Source organism: Actinocorallia longicatena (assembly GCF_039534125.1).
Lineage (GTDB): Bacteria > Actinomycetota > Actinomycetes > Streptosporangiales > Streptosporangiaceae > Actinocorallia > Actinocorallia longicatena.
Window position 1 is genome coordinate 484,064 of record NZ_BAAAUV010000005.1, and the last position, 21,285, is coordinate 505,348.

The 21,285-nt window shown below is 72.2% G+C and carries 19 protein-coding genes; 14 read left to right on the top strand and 5 right to left on the bottom strand.

The window, feature by feature from the left end; genetic code table 11:
* The first annotated feature begins 54 nt into the window (after nucleotides 1–54).
* The 8 genes from ABD785_RS13105 to ABD785_RS13140 all read left to right on the top strand — a co-directional run bounded on the left by ABD785_RS13105 (nucleotide 55) and on the right by ABD785_RS13140 (nucleotide 8,552).
* The gene (locus tag ABD785_RS13105; RefSeq protein WP_344826911.1) at nucleotides 55–1,641 is read left to right on the top strand and encodes an ABC transporter ATP-binding protein; all 1,587 of its coding nucleotides are present in this window, start codon (nucleotides 55–57) and stop codon (nucleotides 1,639–1,641) included.
* A complete protein-coding gene (locus ABD785_RS13110) occupies nucleotides 1,638–2,696 on the top strand; it encodes an ABC transporter permease (protein WP_344826914.1) in 1,059 nt (352 codons plus the stop codon). The genes ABD785_RS13105 and ABD785_RS13110 overlap by 4 nt, the downstream gene beginning before the upstream one ends.
* Nucleotides 2,693–3,613, top strand: coding sequence for an ABC transporter permease (locus ABD785_RS13115; RefSeq protein ID WP_344826919.1), 921 nt, complete (start codon nucleotides 2,693–2,695; stop codon nucleotides 3,611–3,613). The genes ABD785_RS13110 and ABD785_RS13115 overlap by 4 nt, the downstream gene beginning before the upstream one ends.
* Nucleotides 3,613–4,584, top strand: a complete 972-nt coding sequence (locus tag ABD785_RS13120; RefSeq protein WP_344826922.1) for an ornithine cyclodeaminase family protein — start codon at nucleotides 3,613–3,615, stop codon at nucleotides 4,582–4,584. Before ABD785_RS13115 ends, ABD785_RS13120 begins: the two co-directional genes overlap by 1 nt.
* The gene (locus ABD785_RS13125; protein WP_344826926.1) at nucleotides 4,584–5,759 is read left to right on the top strand and encodes an amidohydrolase; all 1,176 of its coding nucleotides are present in this window, start codon (nucleotides 4,584–4,586) and stop codon (nucleotides 5,757–5,759) included. The genes ABD785_RS13120 and ABD785_RS13125 overlap by 1 nt, the downstream gene beginning before the upstream one ends.
* Nucleotides 5,760–5,818: 59 nt before the next feature.
* A complete protein-coding gene (locus tag ABD785_RS13130) occupies nucleotides 5,819–6,805 on the top strand; it encodes a BMP family protein (RefSeq protein ID WP_344826928.1) in 987 nt (328 codons plus the stop codon).
* A 104-nt stretch (nucleotides 6,806–6,909) separates the two neighbouring features.
* Nucleotides 6,910–7,983, top strand: coding sequence for an LLM class flavin-dependent oxidoreductase (locus ABD785_RS13135; protein ID WP_344826932.1), 1,074 nt, complete (start codon nucleotides 6,910–6,912; stop codon nucleotides 7,981–7,983).
* On the top strand, nucleotides 7,980–8,552 hold the full coding sequence (locus ABD785_RS13140; RefSeq protein ID WP_344826935.1) for a CE1759 family FMN reductase: 573 nt from the start codon (nucleotides 7,980–7,982) through the stop codon (nucleotides 8,550–8,552). The genes ABD785_RS13135 and ABD785_RS13140 overlap by 4 nt, the downstream gene beginning before the upstream one ends.
* On the opposite strand, the gene ABD785_RS13145 is transcribed toward ABD785_RS13140, so the two are convergent.
* Nucleotides 8,549–9,649, bottom strand: coding sequence for a glycerophosphodiester phosphodiesterase (locus ABD785_RS13145; protein WP_344826938.1), 1,101 nt, complete (start codon nucleotides 9,647–9,649; stop codon nucleotides 8,549–8,551). The two genes, ABD785_RS13140 and ABD785_RS13145, sit on opposite strands and share 4 nt — an antisense overlap.
* A gap of 109 nt (nucleotides 9,650–9,758) precedes the next feature.
* On the opposite strand from ABD785_RS13145, the gene ABD785_RS13150 reads away from it, so the two are divergent.
* A complete protein-coding gene (locus tag ABD785_RS13150) occupies nucleotides 9,759–10,268 on the top strand; it encodes a MarR family winged helix-turn-helix transcriptional regulator (RefSeq protein WP_344826941.1) in 510 nt (169 codons plus the stop codon).
* Here ABD785_RS13150 and ggt read toward each other — a convergent pair.
* Nucleotides 10,258–12,009, bottom strand: coding sequence for a gamma-glutamyltransferase (gene ggt, locus ABD785_RS13155; protein ID WP_344826944.1), 1,752 nt, complete (start codon nucleotides 12,007–12,009; stop codon nucleotides 10,258–10,260). The genes ABD785_RS13150 and ggt overlap by 11 nt on opposite strands.
* Nucleotides 12,010–12,067: 58 nt before the next feature.
* On the opposite strand from ggt, the gene ypfJ reads away from it, so the two are divergent.
* Entirely contained in the window at nucleotides 12,068–12,931 is an 864-nt protein-coding gene (gene ypfJ / locus ABD785_RS13160; protein WP_344826947.1) for a KPN_02809 family neutral zinc metallopeptidase, read from the top strand.
* Here ypfJ and ABD785_RS13165 read toward each other — a convergent pair.
* A complete protein-coding gene (locus ABD785_RS13165; RefSeq protein ID WP_344826950.1) occupies nucleotides 12,928–14,787 on the bottom strand; it encodes an acyl-CoA dehydrogenase family protein in 1,860 nt (619 codons plus the stop codon). The genes ypfJ and ABD785_RS13165 overlap by 4 nt on opposite strands.
* A 154-nt stretch (nucleotides 14,788–14,941) precedes the next feature.
* Here ABD785_RS13165 and ABD785_RS13170 point away from each other — a divergent pair, with 154 nt between their 5' ends.
* The gene (locus tag ABD785_RS13170) at nucleotides 14,942–15,937 is read left to right on the top strand and encodes a cyclic nucleotide-binding domain-containing protein (RefSeq protein WP_344826954.1); all 996 of its coding nucleotides are present in this window, start codon (nucleotides 14,942–14,944) and stop codon (nucleotides 15,935–15,937) included.
* On the opposite strand, the gene ABD785_RS13175 is transcribed toward ABD785_RS13170, so the two are convergent.
* Entirely contained in the window at nucleotides 15,912–16,625 is a 714-nt protein-coding gene (locus tag ABD785_RS13175) for a Clp protease N-terminal domain-containing protein (RefSeq protein ID WP_344826957.1), read from the bottom strand. The two genes, ABD785_RS13170 and ABD785_RS13175, sit on opposite strands and share 26 nt — an antisense overlap.
* 185 nt (nucleotides 16,626–16,810) lie before the next feature.
* Between ABD785_RS13175 and ABD785_RS13180 the strand changes: the two genes are divergently transcribed.
* The 3 genes from ABD785_RS13180 (at nucleotide 16,811) to ABD785_RS13190 (ending at nucleotide 19,641) form a co-directional block, all read left to right on the top strand.
* Complete coding sequence (locus tag ABD785_RS13180; protein ID WP_344826961.1) at nucleotides 16,811–18,181, top strand: T3SS effector HopA1 family protein; 1,371 nt, start codon at nucleotides 16,811–16,813, stop codon at nucleotides 18,179–18,181.
* An 85-nt stretch (nucleotides 18,182–18,266) separates the two neighbouring features.
* Nucleotides 18,267–19,076, top strand: coding sequence for an ArsR/SmtB family transcription factor (locus ABD785_RS13185; RefSeq protein ID WP_344826963.1), 810 nt, complete (start codon nucleotides 18,267–18,269; stop codon nucleotides 19,074–19,076).
* 28 nt (nucleotides 19,077–19,104) lie between these two features.
* Complete coding sequence (locus ABD785_RS13190; RefSeq protein WP_344826966.1) at nucleotides 19,105–19,641, top strand: GNAT family N-acetyltransferase; 537 nt, start codon at nucleotides 19,105–19,107, stop codon at nucleotides 19,639–19,641.
* Here ABD785_RS13190 and ABD785_RS13195 read toward each other — a convergent pair.
* Nucleotides 19,625–21,208, bottom strand: coding sequence for an AMP-binding protein (locus tag ABD785_RS13195; protein WP_344826969.1), 1,584 nt, complete (start codon nucleotides 21,206–21,208; stop codon nucleotides 19,625–19,627). The two genes, ABD785_RS13190 and ABD785_RS13195, sit on opposite strands and share 17 nt — an antisense overlap.
* Nucleotides 21,209–21,285: the final 77 nt, after the last annotated feature.

Here is a 21,285-nt window from a genome sequence, read left to right on the forward strand (position 1 = left end):
GCGGACGCCACATCCGGGCGCGAACTTAGTGGTATACCACTAAGGGAGGGCATCATGAATCCTGCCCTGGAGCTTACCGGCATGGGCAAGACCTTCGGCACCGTGCGCGCTCTGGACGGCGTCGACCTCACCGTGGCCGCGGGCGAGGTGCACTGCGTGCTCGGCGAGAACGGCGCGGGCAAGTCGACGCTCTGCAACCTCATCTACGGGACGGCGGCGCCCGACGAGGGCGAGATGCGCCTGTTCGGCGAGCCCTACCGGCCGCGCCGCCCCGCCGACGCCCTGAAGAGCGGCGTCGCGATGGTCCACCAGCACTTCAGCCTCGTCCCCACGCTGACCGTCGCGGAGAACCTCCTGCTCCGCGACGGCCTGCGCCTGCGGCTGCCGCACCGCGACCTCGGGGCGCGCGTCGCGGAGATCGAGGCGTCCTACGGGCTGCGGATCGACCTCACCGCGCGCGCCGCCGACCTGCCCGTCGGCGACCGGCAGTCCGTCGAGATCGTCAAGGCGCTGCTGCGCTCCCCGCGGCTGGTCCTGCTCGACGAGCCGACCGCGGTCCTCGGTCCCGCCGAGGTCGGGGCGCTGATGGACACCTGCCGCCGGATCGCGGCCGCGGGCCGGGCCGTCCTGCTCATCACCCACAAGCTCGGCGAGATCGAGACCGCGGGCGACACCGCGACCGTCCTGCGCGGCGGCCGGGTCGCGGGCGCGGGACCCCTGGCCGAGCTGGGGCGCGACCGGCTGGTCTCCCTGATGATCGGCCGTCCTCCGGAAGGGCTGAGCGCGCTGGTCACCGCCGGGCTCGACGTCCCCGCCCAGCGCACGGAGCCCGTCGAGGAGCGGCCTGTCGAGGAGCGGCCTGTCGAGGAGCGGCCCGCCGGGGTCGCGGAGGACGGGACCGGCGTGCGGATCGAGGGCCTGCGGGTCAGGCGCGCCGACGGGAGCGCCGCCCTCGACGGCGTGGACCTGCGGATCGCCCCCGGCGAGATCGTCGGCGTCGCCGGGGTCGAGGGCAACGGCCAGAGCGAGCTGGTGGCGGCACTGAGCGGCGCCCTCGCCGGTGAGGGCCGCTTCGAGGTGGCGGGCACCGACCTCACCGGGACGGGCCCCGCCGAGCGCACCGCGGCCGGGGTCGGGATCGTCCCCGAGGACCGGCACCACGAGGGGTGCGTGCCCGCGATGAGCGTCGCGGAGAACCTCTACCTCGGCAGGCTCGGGGAGTTCCGGCGGCGCGGCCTCCTCGACCGCGCCGCCCTGCGCGCGGCGGCCGCCGCCGTCATCGGCGAGCACGGGATCCGCGCCGCGGGACCCGACGCCCCCATGGGAACGCTGTCCGGCGGCAACCAGCAGAAGGTGGTCGTGGCCAGGGAACTCGCGCTCGACCCGCTGCGCTTCCTGGTCGCGGCCCAGCCCACCCGGGGGCTCGACATCGCGGCCGTCGACGCCGTCCTCGCCCGCATCCGCGCGGCCGCGGCCCGCGGCGCGGCCGTCCTGGTCGTCTCCAGCGAGCTGCCCGAGCTGCTGGCCCTGTGCGACCGGGTGCTGGTCGCCTACCGGGGCCGCCTGCTCGGCCCCGTCCCCTGCTCGGCGCCCTCCGCGCGCGCCGAGATCGGCGATCTCATGGTCGGAGTGAGCGCATGACCGCGGCGCTGAGACGGTTCGCCACCGCCCGCGACGCCCTCGTCTACGGCGGGGCCGTCGTGGCGGCGGCCCTGGTCGGGGTGCTGCTCGTGCTGGGCGGCGGCGCCTCGGTCGGCACCGCCGCGGGCGCCCTGTGGAACGGCATGGCCGGGACGCCCTACGCCTTCGGCAGCGGCCTGAACGCCGCCGCCGTGCTCGGCCTCATCGCGGCGGGCTTCACCGTCGCCTACCGGGCCGGGCTGGTGAACGTCGGTGGTGAAGGACAGCTCGCGGTCGGCGGGATCGCCGCGACGGCCGCAGGGGTGCACCTGCCGGAAGGCCTTCCCGGGATGATCGGGGTGCCGCTGGTGCTGGCGGCGGGGTTCGCCGCCGGAGCCTGCTGGGCCGGGATCGCCGGATGGCTGAAGACGTCCCGCGGCACCAGCGAGGTCATCACGACCCTGCTGCTCAACTTCGTCGGGCTCGGCCTCCTGTCGCTGGTCGTCCACGAGGAGGGACTGCTGCGCCAGCCGGTGACCTCCGCCGACACGCTGCCGCAGTCGGCGCCGCTGGCCGAGGCGGCACGGCTGCCGCTCCTCGGCTCCGCGGAGTCGCCCGCGACCGTCGCGGTGGCCGTGGCCGCGGCGGCGATCGTGATCGTCGGGGTGGTGCTGCGGCGGACCGCCACCGGCACCCGGCTCAGGGCGGTCGGGCTGTCCGTCCCGGCGGCGAACCGGCTGGGACTGCGCGTCGGACGTCTCCAGGTCGGCGCGCTGGCCACGGCGGGCGGCCTGGCCGGGACGGCCGGGGCGGCGCTCGTGGCGACCGTGCCGTTCGTGCTCGCCGAGGGCTTCACCGCCGGATACGGCTTCGCCGGGCTCGTCGTCGGCCTGCTGGCCAGGGGGTCGGTGACGGCCGTCGCCGGGATCGCCTTCGCGTTCGGGCTCCTGGCGTCCGGCGGGATCAACCTGCAGCTCGAGGCGGGCGTCCCGGCCTCCTCGGTGCAGGTCGTGCAGAGCGTTCTGATCATCTTCATCGCGGGTGCGGTGGTCCTGCGGAAGGAGAGAGGCCGATGAGCGCCGTGGGAGAACTGCTGGACGGCGGGGTGCGGCTGGCCGTGCCGCTGCTGCTCGCCTCGTCGGGCGAGCTGGTCAGCGAGCGGGCCGGAGCGCTCAACCTCAGCGTCGAGGGCATGATGCTGACCGGCGCGTTCGCGGGCGCGGTCGGCGCGCACCAGAGCGGGAGCGCCCTGGTCGGTCTCGGCTGCGCGATCGTCGCGGGACTGCTCGTGGCGCTGCTCCAGGCCGTGCTCAGCGTGACGCTCCGCGCCGACCAGATCGTCACCGGGATCGCGGCCAACGCCCTGGCCCTGGGCGCGACCACCTACGGGGCCCGGCTGGTCTTCATTCAGGGACGGTCGGTGCCCGGCTTCGACCCGGTCGCGATCCCGCTGCTGCACGACATCCCCTATCTCGGCTCCGCGCTGTTCGAGCAGTCCGTCCTGGGTTATGCGGCGCTGCTGCTCGCCGGGGTGCTGGCGGTGCTGTTCGGCCGCGGGACCGGGCTCGGCCTGGCGGTCAGCGCCGTCGGAGAGGACGCCGCGGCCGCCGACCGGTCGGGCCTTCCGGTGGCCGCCCTCAGGTACGGCGCGATCCTGCTGGCCGGGCTGACCTCGGCGCTGGCCGGCGCCCAGCTCGCGCTCGCCGACGTCCACGCCTTCACCGACAACCTCACCTCGGGCGCCGGCTACCTCGCGGTCGTCGCCGTCATCGCGGGCCGCTGGCGGGCCTGGCCGACCCTGCTGGCCTGCCTGTTCTTCGGACTGGCCCAGGCGCTGCAGTTCGCCGCGCCCGCGTTCGGGATCCACCTGCCGAGCGCACTGCTGATCATGTCTCCCTACCTGCTCGCCCTGCTGGCGGTCAGCGGCCTGGTCGGCGCGAGCCGGTCGCCCGCCGCGCTGACCGTCCCCTTCGTCCGAGAGGCCCGCGCCTGATGACGCTGATCCTGACCCGCTCCGACGTCCTGCGGATGATCACCTATCCGGAGGTGATCGGCGCGGTCCGGCGGGCGCACGCCGACCTCGCGGCGGGGGAGGCCGTCCTGCCCGCCCCGCCCGCGCTGCGCCTGCCGGGCTCGGACGCGGCGTTCCTGGCGATGGCCGCCGCCTCGCGCACCGACGGCCTCGCCACGGTGAAGCTGCTCGCCGACCTCCCCGCCAACGCGGAGCGCGGCCTGCCGGTCCAGCGCTCGGCGATCCTGGCGGTCTCGGCCGAGGACGGCGGCTGCGAGGCGCTGCTCGACGGGGGAGCGGTCACCCGCTTCCGCACGGCGGCGGCCTCCGCAGTCGCGACCGCCGCGCTGGCCCGCCCCGACGCCCGGGTGCTCGGCCTCGTCGGCGCGGGGGCGCTGGCCTTCGCCCACGCCGAGGCGCTGGCGCACGTCATGGAGATCGAGAAGATCGTGGTCTGGAGCCGGACGCCGGGGACGTCCCGGGCGTTCGCCGAGGCCACCGGCGCGCGGGTGGCCGCGACCGCGGAGGAGGCGGTCCGCGAGGCCGACGTCCTGTGCACCCTCACCCCCGCCCGGGACCCCGTGGTCCGCGGCGCCTGGTTCCCCGAGGGGCTGCACGTCAACGCCGTCGGCGCCCCGCCCCGCGCCGACCACCGGGAGATCGACACCGAGGGGATCGTGCGCTCGCGGGTGGTCGTCGACAGCCGGGCGACCGCGCTGCACGAGTCCGGTGACGTCCTCGTGCCGCTCGCCGAGGGCGCGATCACCGAGGAGCACTTCGCCGACGAGCTCGGCGAGGTCCTCATCGGCGCGGTCCCCGGCCGCACCGGCCGTGCCCAGATCACCCTCTACAACTCCCTCGGGGTCGGCCTCCAGGACCTGGCCGCCGCCCGGCTGCTCATCGACGAGGCCCGCAGGCGCGGCCTCGGCACCGAGATCGATCTGGCGGGCTGATGCTGAGACTCCGCGACGCCCGCGTGAACGGCGCGCTCCGCGACCTGTGGATCCGGGACGGCCGCCTCACCGCCCCCGGCCCCGCCGACGAGGAGATCGACCTGGCCGGACGCCTGGTCGTCCCCGGCTTCGTCGACGCCCACTGCCATCTCGACAAGACCCTCTGGTCGGGCCCCTGGGCGCCCAACACGGCCGGTCCGCGCCTCCGCGACAAGATCGACTACACGCGTTCGCGGCGGGCCGACTTCGGCGTCCCGTCCGCACCGCGCATCGCCGAGCTGCTCGGCACGATGGCCGCCGCGGGAACGACCAGTGTCCGCACCCACACCGATGTCTCTCCCGAGTTCGGCCTCGACGGCTTCCACGCCGTCGCGGAGGCCGCGGCCGCGCTGGAGAAGGTGATCACGGTCGAGCAGGTGGCCTTCCCGCAGTACGGCCTGCTCACCAATCCGGGCACCCTCGAGCTGATGGACCGCGCCCTGGCCACCGGTCTGGCCCAGGTGGTGGGCGGCATCGACCCCGCGGGCGTCGACCGGGACCCGGTCGCCCACCTCGACGCGGTCTTCGGCCTGGCGACCGCGCACGACGTCCCGGTGGACCTCCACCTGCACGACCCGGGGACGCTCGGCGCCTGGCAGTTCGAGCTGATCATCGACCGCACGCTCCGCGCCGGGATGGAGGGCCGTGTGACGATCGGCCACGGCTACGCCCTCGCCGAGCTCAGTGGCATACCACAGGACGAGCTCATCGCGGCGCTCGCCGCCGCGGGCATCGGCCTCGCCACCTGCGCCGCCCATGACGATCCGGTCGTCCCCGTCCTGAAGATGCGGGACGCGGGGGCCGGGCTGGGCCTCGGCAGCGACGGCATCCGCGACCTGTGGTCCCCGTGGGGGAACGGCGACCTGCTCGACCGGGCCCATCAGCTCGCCTCCCGCTCGGGGTTCTTCGCCGACGAGGACCTGGCCCAGGCCCTGGTCACGGCCACGACCGGCGGGGCGGAGCTGCTCGGCCTGACCGGCCACGGCCTGGACGAGGGCGCCACGGCCGACCTCGTGGTCCTCGACGCGGAGAGCGCGGCGGAGGCCGTCGTGACCCGCGCACGCCGTCTCCTGGTCCTCAAGGAGGGCAGGACGATCGCCCGCGACGGAGTGCTTACCTCCGCGAAACGTCCCTGAAACGACCCCTCTCCAGACTTAGCGGTATACCACTAACTCCCTCCCCAGGAGATCCCCACATGCGCAAGCTCCTCGCCCTCTCCGTCCTGACCGCCCTCGGCCTCTCCGCCACCGCCTGCGGCGGGGACGCCGAACCCGCCGCGGACGGCACGGCCAAGCTCAAGGTCGGGGTCATGTTCCCCGGCAACCTCTCCGACGACGGCTTCATGCAGTCCGGCTACGAGGGATACCAGCGGATCGAGAAGGCCCAGTCCGGCAGGGTCTCCCTCGCCAAGGTCGAGCAGGTGGCCGCCCCCGACTACCAGCAGGTCCTCACCCGCCTCGCCACGGGCTCCGACCTGGTCGTCTCCTTCGGCGGCCAGACCGACGCGGTCGTCCGCCAGGTCGCCCCGGCCTTCCCCAAGGTCAAGTTCGTCGAGATCGGCGGACCCTCGGACGCCGCCCCGCTGGCCAACCTCGCCTACTACGACCCGGTCCAGGCCGACGGCGGCTTCCTGGCGGGCGCCCTCGCCGCCCTCACGAGCAAGACCGGCAAGGTCTCCTTCCTGGGCGGGGTCGAGCTGCCCGCGATCGTCAAGACGGCCAAGGCCTTCGAGGCGGGGGCGAAGCTGGCCAGGCCGGACGTCACCGTGCTGGCGCCGCAGTACGTCGGCGACTTCAACGACGTCGCCAAGGCCAAGCAGGCGGGCCAGGCCAACCTCGGCGCCGGGGCCGACGCCTTCGGCCAGCAGCTCAACCTGGGCCACCAGGGGCTGGCGCAGGCCGTCCAGGAGAAGGGCGCGTTCATGGTCGGCGGCCCGCTGGCCAAGCCGTGCGGCTCGGAGCCGGGCGTGGTCGGTTACATGAAGGAGGACACGGGCGCCGAGCTGGAGTACGCGGTCAAGGCCGTCCTCGACGGCACCTTCAAGGCCGCCCAGGTCCCGTTCGGGGTCGCCTCCGGCCTCGGCACGACCGACCTCATCCTGTGCGGTGCGACCCCCGAGGTGACCGCGAAGATCGACAAGATCGAGAAGGACCTCGCGGCGGGCACGATCAAGATCGGGTGACCCCCGTCTCCCGGCGGGCCGTCCGCGGTCCGCCGGGAATACCGGCCGACGTAGGATGGTTCCTGTCGCTTGAGAGTTCAAACGATTGGGATCGGGTGAGGGAAATGCAGTTCGGACTGTTCTCCGTCGGCGACGTGACCATGGATCCGACCACGGGCCGGACTCCCACGGAGCACGAGCGGATCAAGGCGATGGTGGCCATCGCGCTGAAGGCCGAGGAAGCCGGCCTCGACGTCTTCGCCACCGGTGAGCACCACAATCCGCCGTTCGTCCCGTCCTCGCCGACCACGATGCTCGGCTACATCGCGGCGAAGACCGAGAACCTCATCCTCTCCACCGCCACCACGTTGATCACCACCAGCGACCCGGTGAAGATCGCCGAGGACTTCGCGATGCTCCAGCACCTCGCGGACGGCCGGGTCGACCTGGTGCTGGGCCGCGGCAACACCGGCCCGGTCTACCCGTGGTTCGGCCAGGACATCCGCCAGGGCATCCCGCTGGCCATCGAGAACTACGCGCTGCTCCACCAGCTCTGGCGCGAGGACGTCGTGAACTGGAAGGGCAAGTTCCGCACCCCGCTCCAGTCGTTCACCGCGACCCCGCGCCCGCTCGACGGCATCCCGCCGTTCGTGTGGCACGGATCGATCCGCTCGCCCGAGATCGCCGAGCAGGCCGCGTTCTACGGAGACGGCTTCTTCGCCAACAACATCTTCTGGCCGAAGGAGCACTTCCAGAAGCTGATCCGGCACTACCGGGAGCGGTTCGAGCACTACGGCCACGGCACGCAGGAGCAGGCCATCGTCGGGCTCGGCGGCCAGGTGTTCATGGACAAGAACTCCCAGGACGCGGTCCGGAGGTTCCGGCCCTACTTCGACAACGCCCCCGTCTACGGGCACGGGCCGTCGCTGGAGGACTTCGCCGAGCAGACGCCGCTGACCGTCGGCTCCCCGCAGGAGGTCATCGACAGGACCCTGACCTTCCGCGACTCGTTCGGCGACTACCAGCGCCAGCTCTTCCTCATGGACCACGCGGGCCTGCCGCTGGACGTCGTCCTCGAGCAGATCGAGATCCTCGGCACCGAGGTCGTCCCGGTCCTGCGCAAGGAGTTCGCCAACGGGCGTCCGGCGGGCGTCGCGGAGGCCCCGGCCCACGCGCTCCTGAAGGAGGCGAAGAAGTGATCGCCGTCGTCTCGGCGGGCCTCAGCCTGCCGTCCTCCAGCAAGCTCCTGGCCGACCGCCTCGCCGAGGCGGCCGGCGCCGCGACCGGCCTCGAGGCCGTGCACATCGAGCTGCGCGACCTGGCCGTCGCCGTCGCCGGCAACCTGGTCACGGGCTTCCCGGCACCGGACCTGGCGACGGCCCTGGAGACCGTGACCGCCGCCGACGCGCTCATCGCCGTCACGCCGATCTTCAATGGCTCCTACAACGGCCTGTTCAAGTCCTTCTTCGACGTCCTCGACCGCGACGCACTCGACGGCAAGCCGGTCCTGCTCGGCGCGACCGGTGGCACCGCCCGCCACTCCATGGCCCTGGACTTCGCGATCCGCCCGATGTTCGCCCACCTGCGCGCCAGGACCGTCCCGACCGCGGTGTTCGCCGCCCCCGAGGACTGGGGCGACGGCGAGTCCCTCGCCCCTCGCGTCACCCGCGCGGCCGAGGAACTCGCCGCCCTGCTCCAGGGCGCGCCCCCGGCCCCGAAACCGGTCTTCTCCACCTTCGAGGCCGAACTCGCCAAGCTGAAGGGCTAGAGGGTCGAGCGGACGGCCACCGCGAGGGCGGGATCGTCGGAGAAGATCCCGTCGATGCCCGTCGCCAGCAGGGCGCGCAGCCAGCCGGCAGCGTCGCCCTGGGCGCGGGCGTAGACGGGGGAGGCCGGGTCGCCCAGGCGGTAGTTCACGGGCAGGAAGGTGTTCTCCGGCCGGAAGGTCCACGGGTGGACGGTCAGGTTCGCACGGTGCGCGTCCTTGACCAGCGTGGTCGCGGGCAGGGTCTTCCCGCTCGCGTCGACCGGGATGATCCAGCTCGTGGACGGTCCGATGCCGTCGGCGAAGGTCGCCACCCACTCCAGGCCCTTCTTGGCGACGAGGTCGGCGTAGGTGCGCGGGTCGCCGGAGGCGGTGAAGTCGTACGGCCGTCCCGAGCCGTTGACGAGCAGGACCAGATGGGCCTTGGTCCGCTTGCGCAGCCGTTCGAGGATGCCGGGCTCGAAGGACTGGACGAACACCTTGGACCCGCGACGGTCGAGGCCCTTCGCGGCCAGGGTCTTCAGCAGCGGCTCGTCGAAGGGCAGCCCGATCGAGGCGAAGTAGGTCGGATGCTTGGTCTCGGGATAGACGCCCACCCCGTGCTCCTGGGCCAGGTCGATGACCTCCTCCAGGGAGGGGATCACGTCCTGGCCGTCGAAGGCCTGGTTGTCCGGGCGGATGCCGGGGATCCGCTCGATCGCCCGGAGGGTCCGCAGCTCGGCGAAGGTGAAGTCCTCGCTGAACCAGTCGGTGACCGGGACGCCGTCGATGCTCTTGGTGGTCTTGCGGGCCGCGAACTCCGGGTGGGAGGCGACGTCGGTCGTCTGGCTGAGGGCGTTCTCGTGCCGGTCGACCAGCACACCGTCCTTGGTCTGCACCAGGTCGGGCTCGATGTAGTCGGCGCCCGTCTCGATCGCCAGCCGGTAACCGCTCAGGGTGTGCTCGGGGCGGTGGGCGCTCGCTCCCCGGTGCGCGATGACCAGGGGCCGTGCGCCGTCGCGGCCGTCCGCCTCGGCCACGCCGAACCGGCCCGCCACGGCCACCGTCGCGACCGCGCTGATCGCGACGCCCGCCGCGATCGAACGTCTGATGCGTCCCATTCCGACTACCTCCCGTTTCGACTGTGACGGACGGTAGGGGCGGGACGTGGCCTGGAAGGTAACGCAGGGCGGCGATCAACCGAAGGTTGACGTTCGTATGATGGGGGACATGGTGCGGTGGCTCGACGACGACGAACAGCGGACATGGCGTGCCTTTCTCTGGGCGACGCAGCTGCTGCAAGAGGAGATGGACCGTCAGCTCCAGCGGGACGCGGGGGTGCCGCTGAGCTACTACGTGGCCATGGCGATGCTCTCGGAGTCCCCGACGCGCTCGCTGACGATGAGTGAGCTGGCCCAGTCGGCGCACTCCTCGCCCAGCCGGCTGTCGCATGCCGTCCGCAAGCTCGAGGAGCTGGGCTACATCGAGCGCAGCCGCCACCCCGAGGACGGCCGCACCACGATCGCGACCCTCACAGAGGCGGGCCTGGCCTTCGTCGAGTCGGCGGCCCCCGGGCACGTCGAGACCGTCAGGAGGGCGGTCTTCGATCCGCTCGGGCACGACCAGGCCAAGCACCTCAGGGAGATCTCGGAGGCGATCCTCCAGCAGCTCGGCCGCCCCTGCGAGCCCGGCCCCGCGCCCGCGCCCGAGGCGGGGACCGGTACGGGCCCTACGGCCTGACGACCAGCGCCGTCCCTCCGTGCCTGCGGACCGGTTCCGCGACGGCCTGCACCCGGCGCCCGGTCAGGAACTCCAGCGCGGTGGCCGCACCGATGGAGGGCGGCGGCCCGGCGAACAGGTCCAGCTTCTGGCCCTTGGCCGTCAGCGCGGGCCCGTACAGGTCGAGGAAGCCCTGCTCGGCCAGGGTCACGGCGGTGTTGCGCTGGGTGGCGCGCGGCGCGGCGACGGCCTGCGGGAGCGACATCCCGAGATGCAGCCGGTTCAGCAGGATCTGCAGCACCGTCGTGATGATCGTCGATCCGCCGGGGCTGCCGAGGGCGAGGAACGGCCGCCCGTCCCTGAGGACGATCGTCGGGGCCATGCTGCTGCGCGGCCGCTTGCCGGGGGCGGCGGAGTTGGGATCGGTGGCCGAGGGGACGAAGCTGAAATCCGTGAGCTCGTTGTTGAGCAGGAACCCCCGCCCCGGGACGGTCAGCCCGCTGCCGCCGAACTGCTCGATGGTCAGCGTGTAGGCCACCACATTGCCCCATTTGTCCGAGACGACCAGATGGGTGGTCTGGGGGCCCTCGTAGGGGAGCGCCGCGGTCGATCCGGCCGGCGAGGGGCAGCCGTAGGTGCCGTCCGGCGTCCCGGGGGCCACCGGCGCCGTCAGCGCGGTGTCCGGCTTGATCGGGCAGGCCCGCTCCGCGGCGTAGCCGTCGGACAGCAGTTCCTTCAGCGGGACCCCCGGGACGTCGCCGACGTAGGCGGCGCGGTCGGCGTAGGCGACCTTCGAGGCCTCCAGGTAGTAGTGCAGCGCCTGGACCGGATCGCTCTTCGACAGCGGGAACCGCTCCAGGACGTTCAGCGCCTCCCCGACGGTCGAGCCGCCCGAGGACGGCGGGGCCATCCCGAACACCTCGAGCCCGTGGTACCCGACGCGGGTCGGCGCCCGGAACGGAGCGGTGTAGGCCTTCAGGTCCGCCGGGTCCATGACTCCGGGGCGCAGGCCCGAGGGCGGCTCCTGCACGGTCTTGACGATCTCGTCCCCGAGCCCGCCGCCGTAGAACCAGCCGGTCCCGCGCCGGGCCAGCGTCCGGTAGGTCCCGGCCAGGTCGGGGTTGCGGAAGGTCGACCCGACCGCGGGCGGAGCCCCGCCGGGCAGAAACAGCTTCGCCGTCGCCGGGATCTTGGCGAAGCGGGTGGCGTTCAGGCTGGTCTGGTCGAAGAACTCCTGGTCAACGGGGAATCCGCCGTCGGCGACCTTGATCGCGGGCTGGAGCAGGGAGCCGAGGCTCCGGGTGCCGAACCGGCTCAGCCCGGCCCGCCACTGGGCGAGGGTGCCGGGGACGCCGACGGACAGGCCGCTGGTCACGGCCTGGTCGAACGGGATCGCCTTGCCCGTCGCCGGGTCCACGAAGGCGTCCGGCCTCATGGCCTTCGGGGCGGTCTCGCGGCCGTCGATCGTGTGGACCTTCCCGCTCTTCGCGTCGTAGTAGACGAGGAACCCGCCGCCGCCGAGAGCGGCCACGTACGGCTCGGTCACGCCGAGCATCGCGGCGGCGGCGACCGCGGCGTCCATGGCATTGCCGCCCTTGCGGAGCACGTCGATCGCGGCTCGGCTCGCGGTGGCGTCCACGGTGGAGACCGCGCCGCCGGTGCCGGTCGCGGTCGGTCCCGGCGGCGCCGCGGCGGCGGGCGCGACGGGCAGGGCGAGGGCCAGGGCGAGGCCCGCGGTGATCAGTCCGGACTGTCGCAGCATGGTCACTCCTTTTCCGGGCACGGGGCTCCCACCCTCGAACGGGAGAAAGTGACCGGACATGGACTTTGACGATGATGCCAAGCTCGACACGTCACAGGTCGGGGAGGGCGGCGGCGGCCGAATCCCCGGCGGCGGGCTCACGATAGGCGGCGGCGCGGTCGGGATCGTAGGACTGATCATCGCGCTGATCTTCGGGATCGACCCGGGGAACCTCACCGGCGGTGGCGGAGGCGGGCAGCCCGCGCCCGCCTCCGACCTCAGTGAGAACTGCAAGACCGGAGCCGACGCCGACCAGAAGGAGAAGTGCCGGGTCGTCGGCGTCGTCAACAGCATCCAGAAGTACTGGGGCGACAACCTCAAGGGCTACCAGGTGGCCAAGACGATCCTGTTCACCCAGGCGGTTCAGACCGGATGCGGCAACGCCACCAGCGACGTCGGCCCGTTCTACTGCCCCGCCGACCAGCGCGTCTATCTCGACCTCGGCTTCTTCGACGACCTCCAGTCGAAGTTCGGGGCCGAGGGGGGCCCGTTCGCCCAGGCCTACGTGATCGGCCACGAGTACGGCCACCACGTTCAGCACCTGCTCGGCACCGACCAGAAGGTCGGCGGCGACAGGGAGGGCGCCGACTCCGGCTCGGTCCGGCTCGAACTCCAGGCCGACTGCTACGCCGGCGTCTGGGCAAAGCACGGCGTCGACACCAAGTTCTTCAAGGAGCCCTTCACCAAGACCGACATCCAGCAGGCGCTGAGCGCGGCCGCCGCCGTCGGCGACGACCGCATCCAGCAGAGCGGCGGCGGCGGGGTCGACCCGGAGAAGTGGACCCACGGCAGCTCCGCCCAGCGCGTCCAGTGGTTCACCACCGGCTACGACAGCGGCGAACCCGATCAGTGCGACACCTTCTCCGCCCCGCTCAACGGTTAGTTTCCGAGCATCGGGACGTCGAGGAGGGACTCGGGGATCGCGAAGGCGTCGACCAGGGCCCGGGCGTGCGGGCGGAGGAATCCGCACAGCTCGTCCACGGTCCTGACGACGCCCTTCGCGGTCTCGGCGTTCATCCGGCCGTGCTCCAGGAACCAGGCGCGGTCGGCCTCGATGACCGACAGGGCGTAGAGGTCGCACACCCGGCCGAGCAGGACGTCGCCCGGCGGCACGGCGGCGGCGAACGCCTCCAGGACGATGCGGTCGACGTGCACCCTGGCGGCCTTCAGGAGCTGTTCCTGGGCCTCGTTGAAGACCGCGAACGCGTCGTCGGCGTGCTCGGCCCTGCGCAGCCGTCGCGCCAGCCCCTCGACCACGTGCTTCTCCCGGTCGGCGAAGGCGTCGAGCTGCCACTCCCGGTCGAGCGGGTCGGGCCGGTGGACGACCGAGCGCGCCGGGGTCCGCTCGATGACGGCCTCCGCGAACTGCTCGGCCAGGAACCGGGCGAGGCCGAGGGTGCCGAGCTCGTCCACGTCGTGCCGGTAGCGGGTCAGCAGGCCCTTCGCGACGAGCTGGAGCAGCACGGTGTTGTCGCCCTCGAAGGTGGTGAACACGTCGGTGTCGGCCTTGAGCCGGGTCAGCCGGTTCTCCGCCAGGTAGCCGGCGCCGCCGCAGGCCTCCCGGCACGTCTGGATCGTGTCGGAGGCGTGCCAGGTGGCGGCGGCCTTGATGCCCGCGGCCCGCGACTCCAGCTCCCGCTGGTCGCTCTCGCCGATGTCGCGGCCGAAGGACTCGTCCAGGCTGCGGATCAGGGCCTCCTGGGCGAAGTGCAGCGCGTAGGTCGTGGCCAGCGGCGGCAGCAGCTTGCGCTGGTGCGCCCGGTAGTCGAGGATCGCGACCTCGCCGCCCGAGGCGGGGTGCTCGAACTGGCGGCGCCGCTCGCCGTAGCGGATCGCCAGGGTGAGGGCCGTCTTGGCGGCCGAGCCCGCGCCGCCCGCCACGCTGATCCGGCCCCGGATCAGCGCTCCCAGCATGGTGAAGAACCGCCGTGAGGGGCTCTCGATCGGGCTGGAGTAGGTGCCGTCGGCCGCGACGTCCGCGAACCGGTTGAGCAGCGCCTCGCGCGGGACCCTGACATGGTCGAAGGAGAGCCGCCCGTTGTCGACGCCGTTCAGCCCGCCCTTCTCACCGCAGTCCTCGATCAGGACGCCCGGCAGCGCTTCGCCGTTCTCGTCGCGGATCGGGACCAGGAAGGCGTGCACCCCGTGCGGGGGGAGCTGGGCGAAGACCACGGCCATCCGGCCGTCGCGGGCGGCGTTGCCGATGTAGTCCTTCCGGGCCGCCGGGGTCGGGGTGTCGATGACGAACTCGCCGGTCTCCGGCTCGAAGACGGCGGTCGTCAGGAGGCTCGCGACGTCCGAGCCGTGGCCGGTCTCCGTCATCGCGAAGCAGCCGACCAGCTCCAGATCCATGATCGCCCGCAGATGGGCGTCGTGGTGGCGCGCGGTGCCGAGCGCCTGGATCGCGCCGCCGAACAGGCCCCACTGGACGCCCGTCTTCACCAGCAGGGACAGATCGCCGAAACCGAGCATCTCGAAGGAGACGACCGCGCCGCCCACGTCGTCCTGGCCGCCGTACTCCTTGGGGAAGCCGATCCGGGGATGGCCGTCGGCGGCCAGGGCGCGCAGATCCTCGAAGACCTGAGCCCTGCGGGTCTCCAGATCCCCGCCCGCCATGCTGGCCGGGGGAGCGGCCCCCATCTTCTCCCGCGCGGCCCGGCGCACCGCGCCCCACCGGCCGTCCAGGATCTCGCGCAGGGCCTCGGTATCGGGACGTCCGTCCCATTCAGGAAGACTCATGCCTGATCAGATACCCCTCAGGCCGCACCTATGCGGGTCCCCTGAGTGATCAGGAACGCAATGAGCACGCTCGGCGTCTGAGCGTGTGCAGACCCCCAGGCGGCCACCTCCCTAGGATGAGAGGGCCGTTCCCACCCTTTCCGGAGGCCGCGAGATGAGCGTCGCCGAGTTCAGCCTCTTCAAGGACGACAGCGGTCGTTTCTGGCCGTCGCTCGACGAGTACCAGCGGGCCAGGCTGCTGCGGGACGGCTGGATCGAGCGCTTCCCCGACGGCGTGGACCTCTGCCGCCAGGGCGAGCGCGGCGACCGGGTGTTCATCCTGCGGTCGGGACAGGTCGAGATAAGGCACCAGGAGGGCAAGTTCGAGCAGGTCCTGGCGATCAGGGGCGAGGGCGATCTGGTGGGGGAGCGGGCGGCGTTCGAGGCCAGGGAGCGGTCGGCCTCGGTCGTCGCGCAGGGCTGGGTCGAGGCGCTGGTGGTGCTCACCGACAAGTTCGGCCGGTTCATCATGGACAATCCGGACGTCAGGGCGCTGGTCGAGGACAACGTCTACGGGCGGCTGACCGAGACCAGGCCGCCGGAGCCGTTCACCTACGCCGGGCAGAACTGCACCGTGCTGATGATCGACATCACGGCGTTCAACGGCAAGCACCGCAGCGACGGCAACCGGCAGGTCGTCCGGGACGTCATGTACGAGGTGCTGAAGCGGGCCTGCAAGCAGTCCAAGGTGCCGTGGTCGGACTGTCACCGCGAGGACCGGGGCGACGGCGCGCTGGTGATCGTCCCGCCGACGGTGCCGACCGTGCACGTGCTGCATCCGATGGTCCAGGACCTCGCGGAGGCGGTCCGCGACCACAACGCGCGTGCGGCGCGCGGCGAGGAGCTCCAGATCAGGCTGGCCCTGCACGTCGGGCCGGTCACCGGCGACACCCACGGCATGGTGGGGGAGGCCATCAACACCACGGCCAGGCTCCTGGACGCCCGGCCGCTCAAGCGCCGCATCGCCGACGGCGGGGCGGCCGTCGGCGTGATCGTGTCGGACTATGTGCACGGCGGGATCGTGAAGCACCTCAGGGGCGTGGGGACCTGGGAGCAGATCCGCTTCCAGGTCAAGGAGTCGCGCCTCACGGGGTGGGTGCGTCTCCTGTGAGCGCCTCGACGACGTAGGCCTCGGCCCGGTCCCGGTCGGTGCCGAGGCCGCGCAGGATCTCCCCGCCGGAACCGGCCTCCTCGTTGAGCAGGCCGAGCAGGATGTGCTCGGTGCCCACATGGGCGTGGCCGAGCCGCAGCGCCTCCCGGACGGTCAGCTCGATGACCTTCTTGGCCTTCGGCCCGTAGGGGATCAGATGCGGTACCTGTTCCACGGGCGGAGCCTGGACACCTTTGGCCGCAGCCCGGATGTCGTCGAGCGAGATCCCCTGCTCGACCAGTGCCCTGACGCCGAGCCCGTCGGGCTCGTGCAGCAGCCCGAGCAGGACGTGCTCGGTCCCGATCCGCTCCTGTGCGCCGATCCTCGCCTCCTCCTGGGACTTGACGATCGCGTTCCTGGCCCTGGTGCCGAACCGGGAGAACGGACTGGCCTCGGGCGCGGGCCCGTCCTTGGGCACGAACCGCTTCTGCGCCGCCTGCTTGGTGACGCCCATGCTCTGCCCGATGTCGGTCCAGGACGCCCCGGACCTCCTGGCCTGGTCGACGAAGTGCCCGATCAGATGATCGGCCAGCTCGCCGAGATGGTGTGACAGCAGAACCGCCCCGGACAACTGCTCCAGCGCGTCCCCTTCGTGTTCCCTCTTGACGACATCGATCAGATCGTCCAGCCGGGGAGTCTTCTCATCCATACGTCAACCATAGGTTGACGATCCCCAATCGTCAACCACAAGTTGACGTTCAGGTCTCTCGCGGGGGTGGGGGGTGAAATCTAGAGTGGGCGCAGGGGCTGGGGTCCGGCCCTGTTCCACCGTGGGGAGGGTGTCTGATGGCTCGTTCGAAGGATCGGCGTGTCGGTGGGACCGGTGGGCAGGGGGTGGGGAAGAAGACGGGGGCGGAGAAGCCCCGGGTCGTGCGGGTGCCGCGTAAGGCGATCTCCGGGATCGACGTCGGAGGGACGGGGGAGCCGATGCTCTTCCGGCAGTTTCTGGGGAGGAAGCCGGGCCCGGCCAAGGTGTCGCTGCGCACGGCCGCTCTGCGGAAGCTTCCGGCTGCCGCTGCGGAGGAGGGCGTGGCCGGGGGTGTCGTGCCGGGGGAGCTCGTCAAGGTGACCAGGCGGGAGGTCGAGGAGCGGGCGCTGGTCGTCCGGGAGGCTCCGGTGCCGGTCGCCGTTTCGTACGCGGAGCGGACCGCCGCGGCGAACCGGGGGTTCGTCGCCAAGGTCTATGCCGACTTCTTCCCCGGCGGGCGGCTGCTCGGGGCGGAGGAGCGGGAGAGGGCGTTCGCCGCGATGTACGAGGGGGCCGGGTCGGCCCGGAGCGGGTATCTGAAGGAGGCGCTCACGCCCGGGGGGTGGTGGGCCTTCACCCATGCGCCGTGGTCCTACATCGACGGCCAGGCGCTGAACGCCGTGCGGGGGCGGGTCTTCCCGTCCGACGCCGACGTCTTCGCGGCCGAGCTCGCGAACTTCTTCCAGAACCCCTACGAGCAGCGGTACGTGGATCCCGCGACGGGCCTGCCGGACCCGCTCGGCAGATACCCGAGCCTGACGACCGCCCGCCCGCGGACCATGGAGGGCGAGGCCAGGAAGGGCGACTACTTCTTCCTGCGCAACGGCAGTCCCAAGTTCGACACCGTCACCAGCACGGCCGGGCGCACCCGCCGGATCGTCCTCGACGTCCGGAACCAGGGGGCGGCGGTCTCCGCGGCCCTGGCGGTCGCCCGCCTCTTCGACGACGACGCCGTCTCGCCGCACCTCAGCGAGCTGAAGGTGTTCCTGAAGACCACCCCGGTCCCGGCGGAGCCGGTGCTGATCAAGCGGGACAAGCTCATCGTCTACTACAACAAGCGGCCCGGCGAGGCCCCGGACACCGACGCCGTGGGCGCCGCCCTCGACGCCGCGATCAAAAGCTCTTTCCCGCCCGGGGACGCCGTGGACGAGGCCGGGCCCTTCTACGCCCTGCTCGGCGGCGGCACCGCCTGGGCCGAGGACCCCTCCGGCTTCACCGGTGACGGCTCTCAGAGCTTCACCCAGACCCGCCTCTCCGCCGTCAGGGCCGCGATCGAGGCCCCCGGCGCCGACGCGATCGACTCGCCCGACGCCCTCGGCGCCAGGATCCGCACCGCCTTCGCCGCCGCCGGAATCGATCCGGACCGTCCCCACCTCCAGCTCCGCGACCGTCCGTTCCGGGCCGTCCAGGAGAACCGCGTCCCGCTCCGCGACGCCAACCCCCGCTTCCTGAGCTGACGGCGGCCCTCCGATCCTCGAAGAGTCGATCAGGCTTTCGAAAGCGCATTGACAGGCAAGTATTTTCTTGCCTATTGTCGATGACGTGCACGAAGGCGATGAGATGGGCCAGGTCTTCAAGGCGCTGGCCGATACGACGAGGCGGCGGCTGCTCGACCGGCTGCACGCCGGCAACGGGCAGACGCTCGGGGCGCTCTGCCGCGATCTGGAGATCACCCGGCAGGGCATCACCCAGCATCTGGCGGTCCTGGAGGCCGCCGGGCTGGTCGTCGCCGTGCGGCGGGGCCGGGAGAAGCTCCACTACCTCAACCCGGTGCCGCTCCACGAGATCCACGTCCGGTGGATCGCGAAGTTCGAACGCGCCGACCTGGACGCGCTCAGCACCCTCAAGCACGACCTCGAACAGTACGACCTCGAACAGTACGACCCCGACCAGAAGGAGAAGCCCGTGGAGAAGCTCGCGGAGAAGCCGAAGCTCGTCTACGTGACCTACATCGCCAGCACCCCCGAGAGGGTCTGGAGCGCCCTCACCGACCCTGAGCAGACCGCCAGGTACTGGGGCCACCGCAACGTCTCGACCTGGGAGAAGGGGGCGGGCTGGGAGCACGTCGGGAACGAGCGCGGCGACGTGCAGATCGTCGGCACCATCCTGGAGATCGACCCGCCGCGCCGGCTCGTCCACACCTGGGCCGGCCTCGCCGACGCCGACGACCCGGCCCGGCGGTCCCGCGTGACGTTCGAGATCGAGCCCGCGGGCGACACCGTGCGCCTGTCGGTGACCCACGAGGACCTGCCGCAGGAGCAGCTGGCCGGTACCCGCAACGGCTGGGAGCGGGTCCTGGCGAGCCTGAAGTCGATGCTGGAGACCGGCCAGGGCCTGCCCTCGATCCTGTGAGGGCGTCCCGGCCTGGCAGGCTGGGGAGATGAGCGTTGAGATCAGCAAGGCGGGGGCCGAAGCCGTCGAACGGCTGCGGGGGCTGTGGCTCGAACTGCACCACCATCACCAATCGGTGCAGCCCGGCTGGGAGTACAAGGGAGACGAGGCCTCGTGGGAGGCCCGCCGGGAGGCCTACCTGCGCCGGCTGGCGGGCGACGGATCGTTCGTGCTGCTGGCCGAGGACGCGGGGGAACTCGTCGGCTACCTGCTCGTCGAGGTCAAGACCGAACCGGACGACACCTGGACGGGCGACGACAGGTTCGCGCACGTCCACTCCCTGAGCATCGTCCCCGCCGGACGCGGCCAGGGCCTCGGCACCCGGCTGCTGGACCGGATGGAGGAGGAACTGGCCGCGGACGGCGTCGAGGACATCTGGATCGACGCCCTCACCGGCAACGAGCAGGCGATCAAGCTGTACGAGCGGCGGGGGTTCAGGCCCGCGGTCGTCTACCTGGCGAAGCTCGGGAAGGCGGAGCCCGGGAAGGCGAAGCCCGGTAAGGCGGAGCTCAGGACGAAGGCGTGACGGTCTTCCTGGCCCAGCCGTAGTCGGCCTTGCCCGAGGGGGTCCGGCGGACCTCGTCCACCACCAGCACGTCCCGGGGGACCTTGTAGCCGGCGATCCGCTCCCGGCAGTGGGCGCGCAGGGTCTCGGCGGAGACGTCCTCGGTGAGCGAGACGACCGCCGCGACCCTGCTGCCCAGCCGCTCGTCCGGGGCGCCCACGACCAGGGCGTCATAGACGGCCGGATGGGACTTGAGCGCCGCCTCGACCTCCTCGACGAAGACCTTCTCGCCGCCGGTGTTGACGACGGTCGAGCCGCGTCCGAGCAGGACCAGATGGCCCTCGGCGTCGACCTTGGCCATGTCGCCCTGGAGTGCCCAGCGGGTGCCGTCGGGTGCGGTGACGAAGGTGGCGTCGGTCTTGGCCTGGTCCTTCCAGTAGCCCAGCGGCAGTCGGCCGCTGCGCGCGAAGACCCCGATCTCGTCCGAGCCGGGCTTGACCGGCTGGAGGTCGGCGTCGAGGACGGCCGAGTCGGGCTTGAGCAGGAAGCGCGGCGTCCCGTCGGGTCCGGGCGGCACCGCCTGGCCCGCGACGCCCGTCTCCGAGCCGCCGACGGCGTCCAGCAGGACCGCCAGCCCCGGCAGCGACGCGTGGAGCCGCGCCTTGACGTCGGGCGAGGTGACCGAGCCGCCCGTGGTGATCGCGAACAGGTTGGGCAGGGAGAAGTCCCCGGCCTCCAGGGCGTCGGCGATCGGCCGGGCCATCGCGTCCCCGACGAGCACCAGGGCCTGCACCTCCTCACGGGCCGCCACCTCCAGCACGCCCTCGGCCGAGAACGAGGTCCGTGACCACAGGACGAGCTTCGAGCCGCCGGTCAGGGTCGCCCAGGCCACCCACATGCCCGCGCCGTGCATGAGCGGGGCGTTGACCATCACCGACAGGCCGCCGGCCACCGCGTTCGCCGCGAGCTCCTCCAGTGAGGTGACCGGCTCGCCGAGCATGTTCCCGCCGCCCATCGCGGCGAAGAAGATGTCCTCGCTGCGCCACATCACGCCCTTGGGCAGGCCGGTGGTGCCGCCGGTGTAGAGCAGGTAGAGATCGTCGCCGGAGCGCTCCCGGGCCACCCGCCCGGACGGGGCCGCCGCGACGGCGTCGGCGTAGGACAGGGCGTCGGGCACCTCCTCGTCCGTGCCGTCCTCGAGCACGAACACCGACCGCAGGTCGGTGAGGCCCGCGCGGGCCGGGCCGAGACGGGCCACCAGCGACCGCTCCCCGACGAGCGCGGCGCATCCGGCGTCGGCGATCACATGGGCGAGCTCGCCCGCGGTGTACCGGTAGTTGACGTTCACCGGAACGGCGCGCAGCTTGTAGGCGGCGATCTGGGTCTCGAGCCACTCGGCCCGGTTCACCGAGAGGATCGCCACCCGGTCGCCGGTCCCGACCCCCGCGGCGGCCAGCGCCGCTGCGGCCCGGTCGGCCCGGTCGTCCAGTTCGGCGTAGGTCAGCCGATCCTCGCCGCTGACCAGCGCGACGCGGTCGGGGACCGCGTCCGCGACCGTCTCGAACAGATCCGCCAGATTGAACGCCACCCTGTGCTCCTCTCCTCGGCTCCGTTCCGCCGAACATACCCCGCTCGGATCATTGTGGTAAGTCTGTACTTACGATG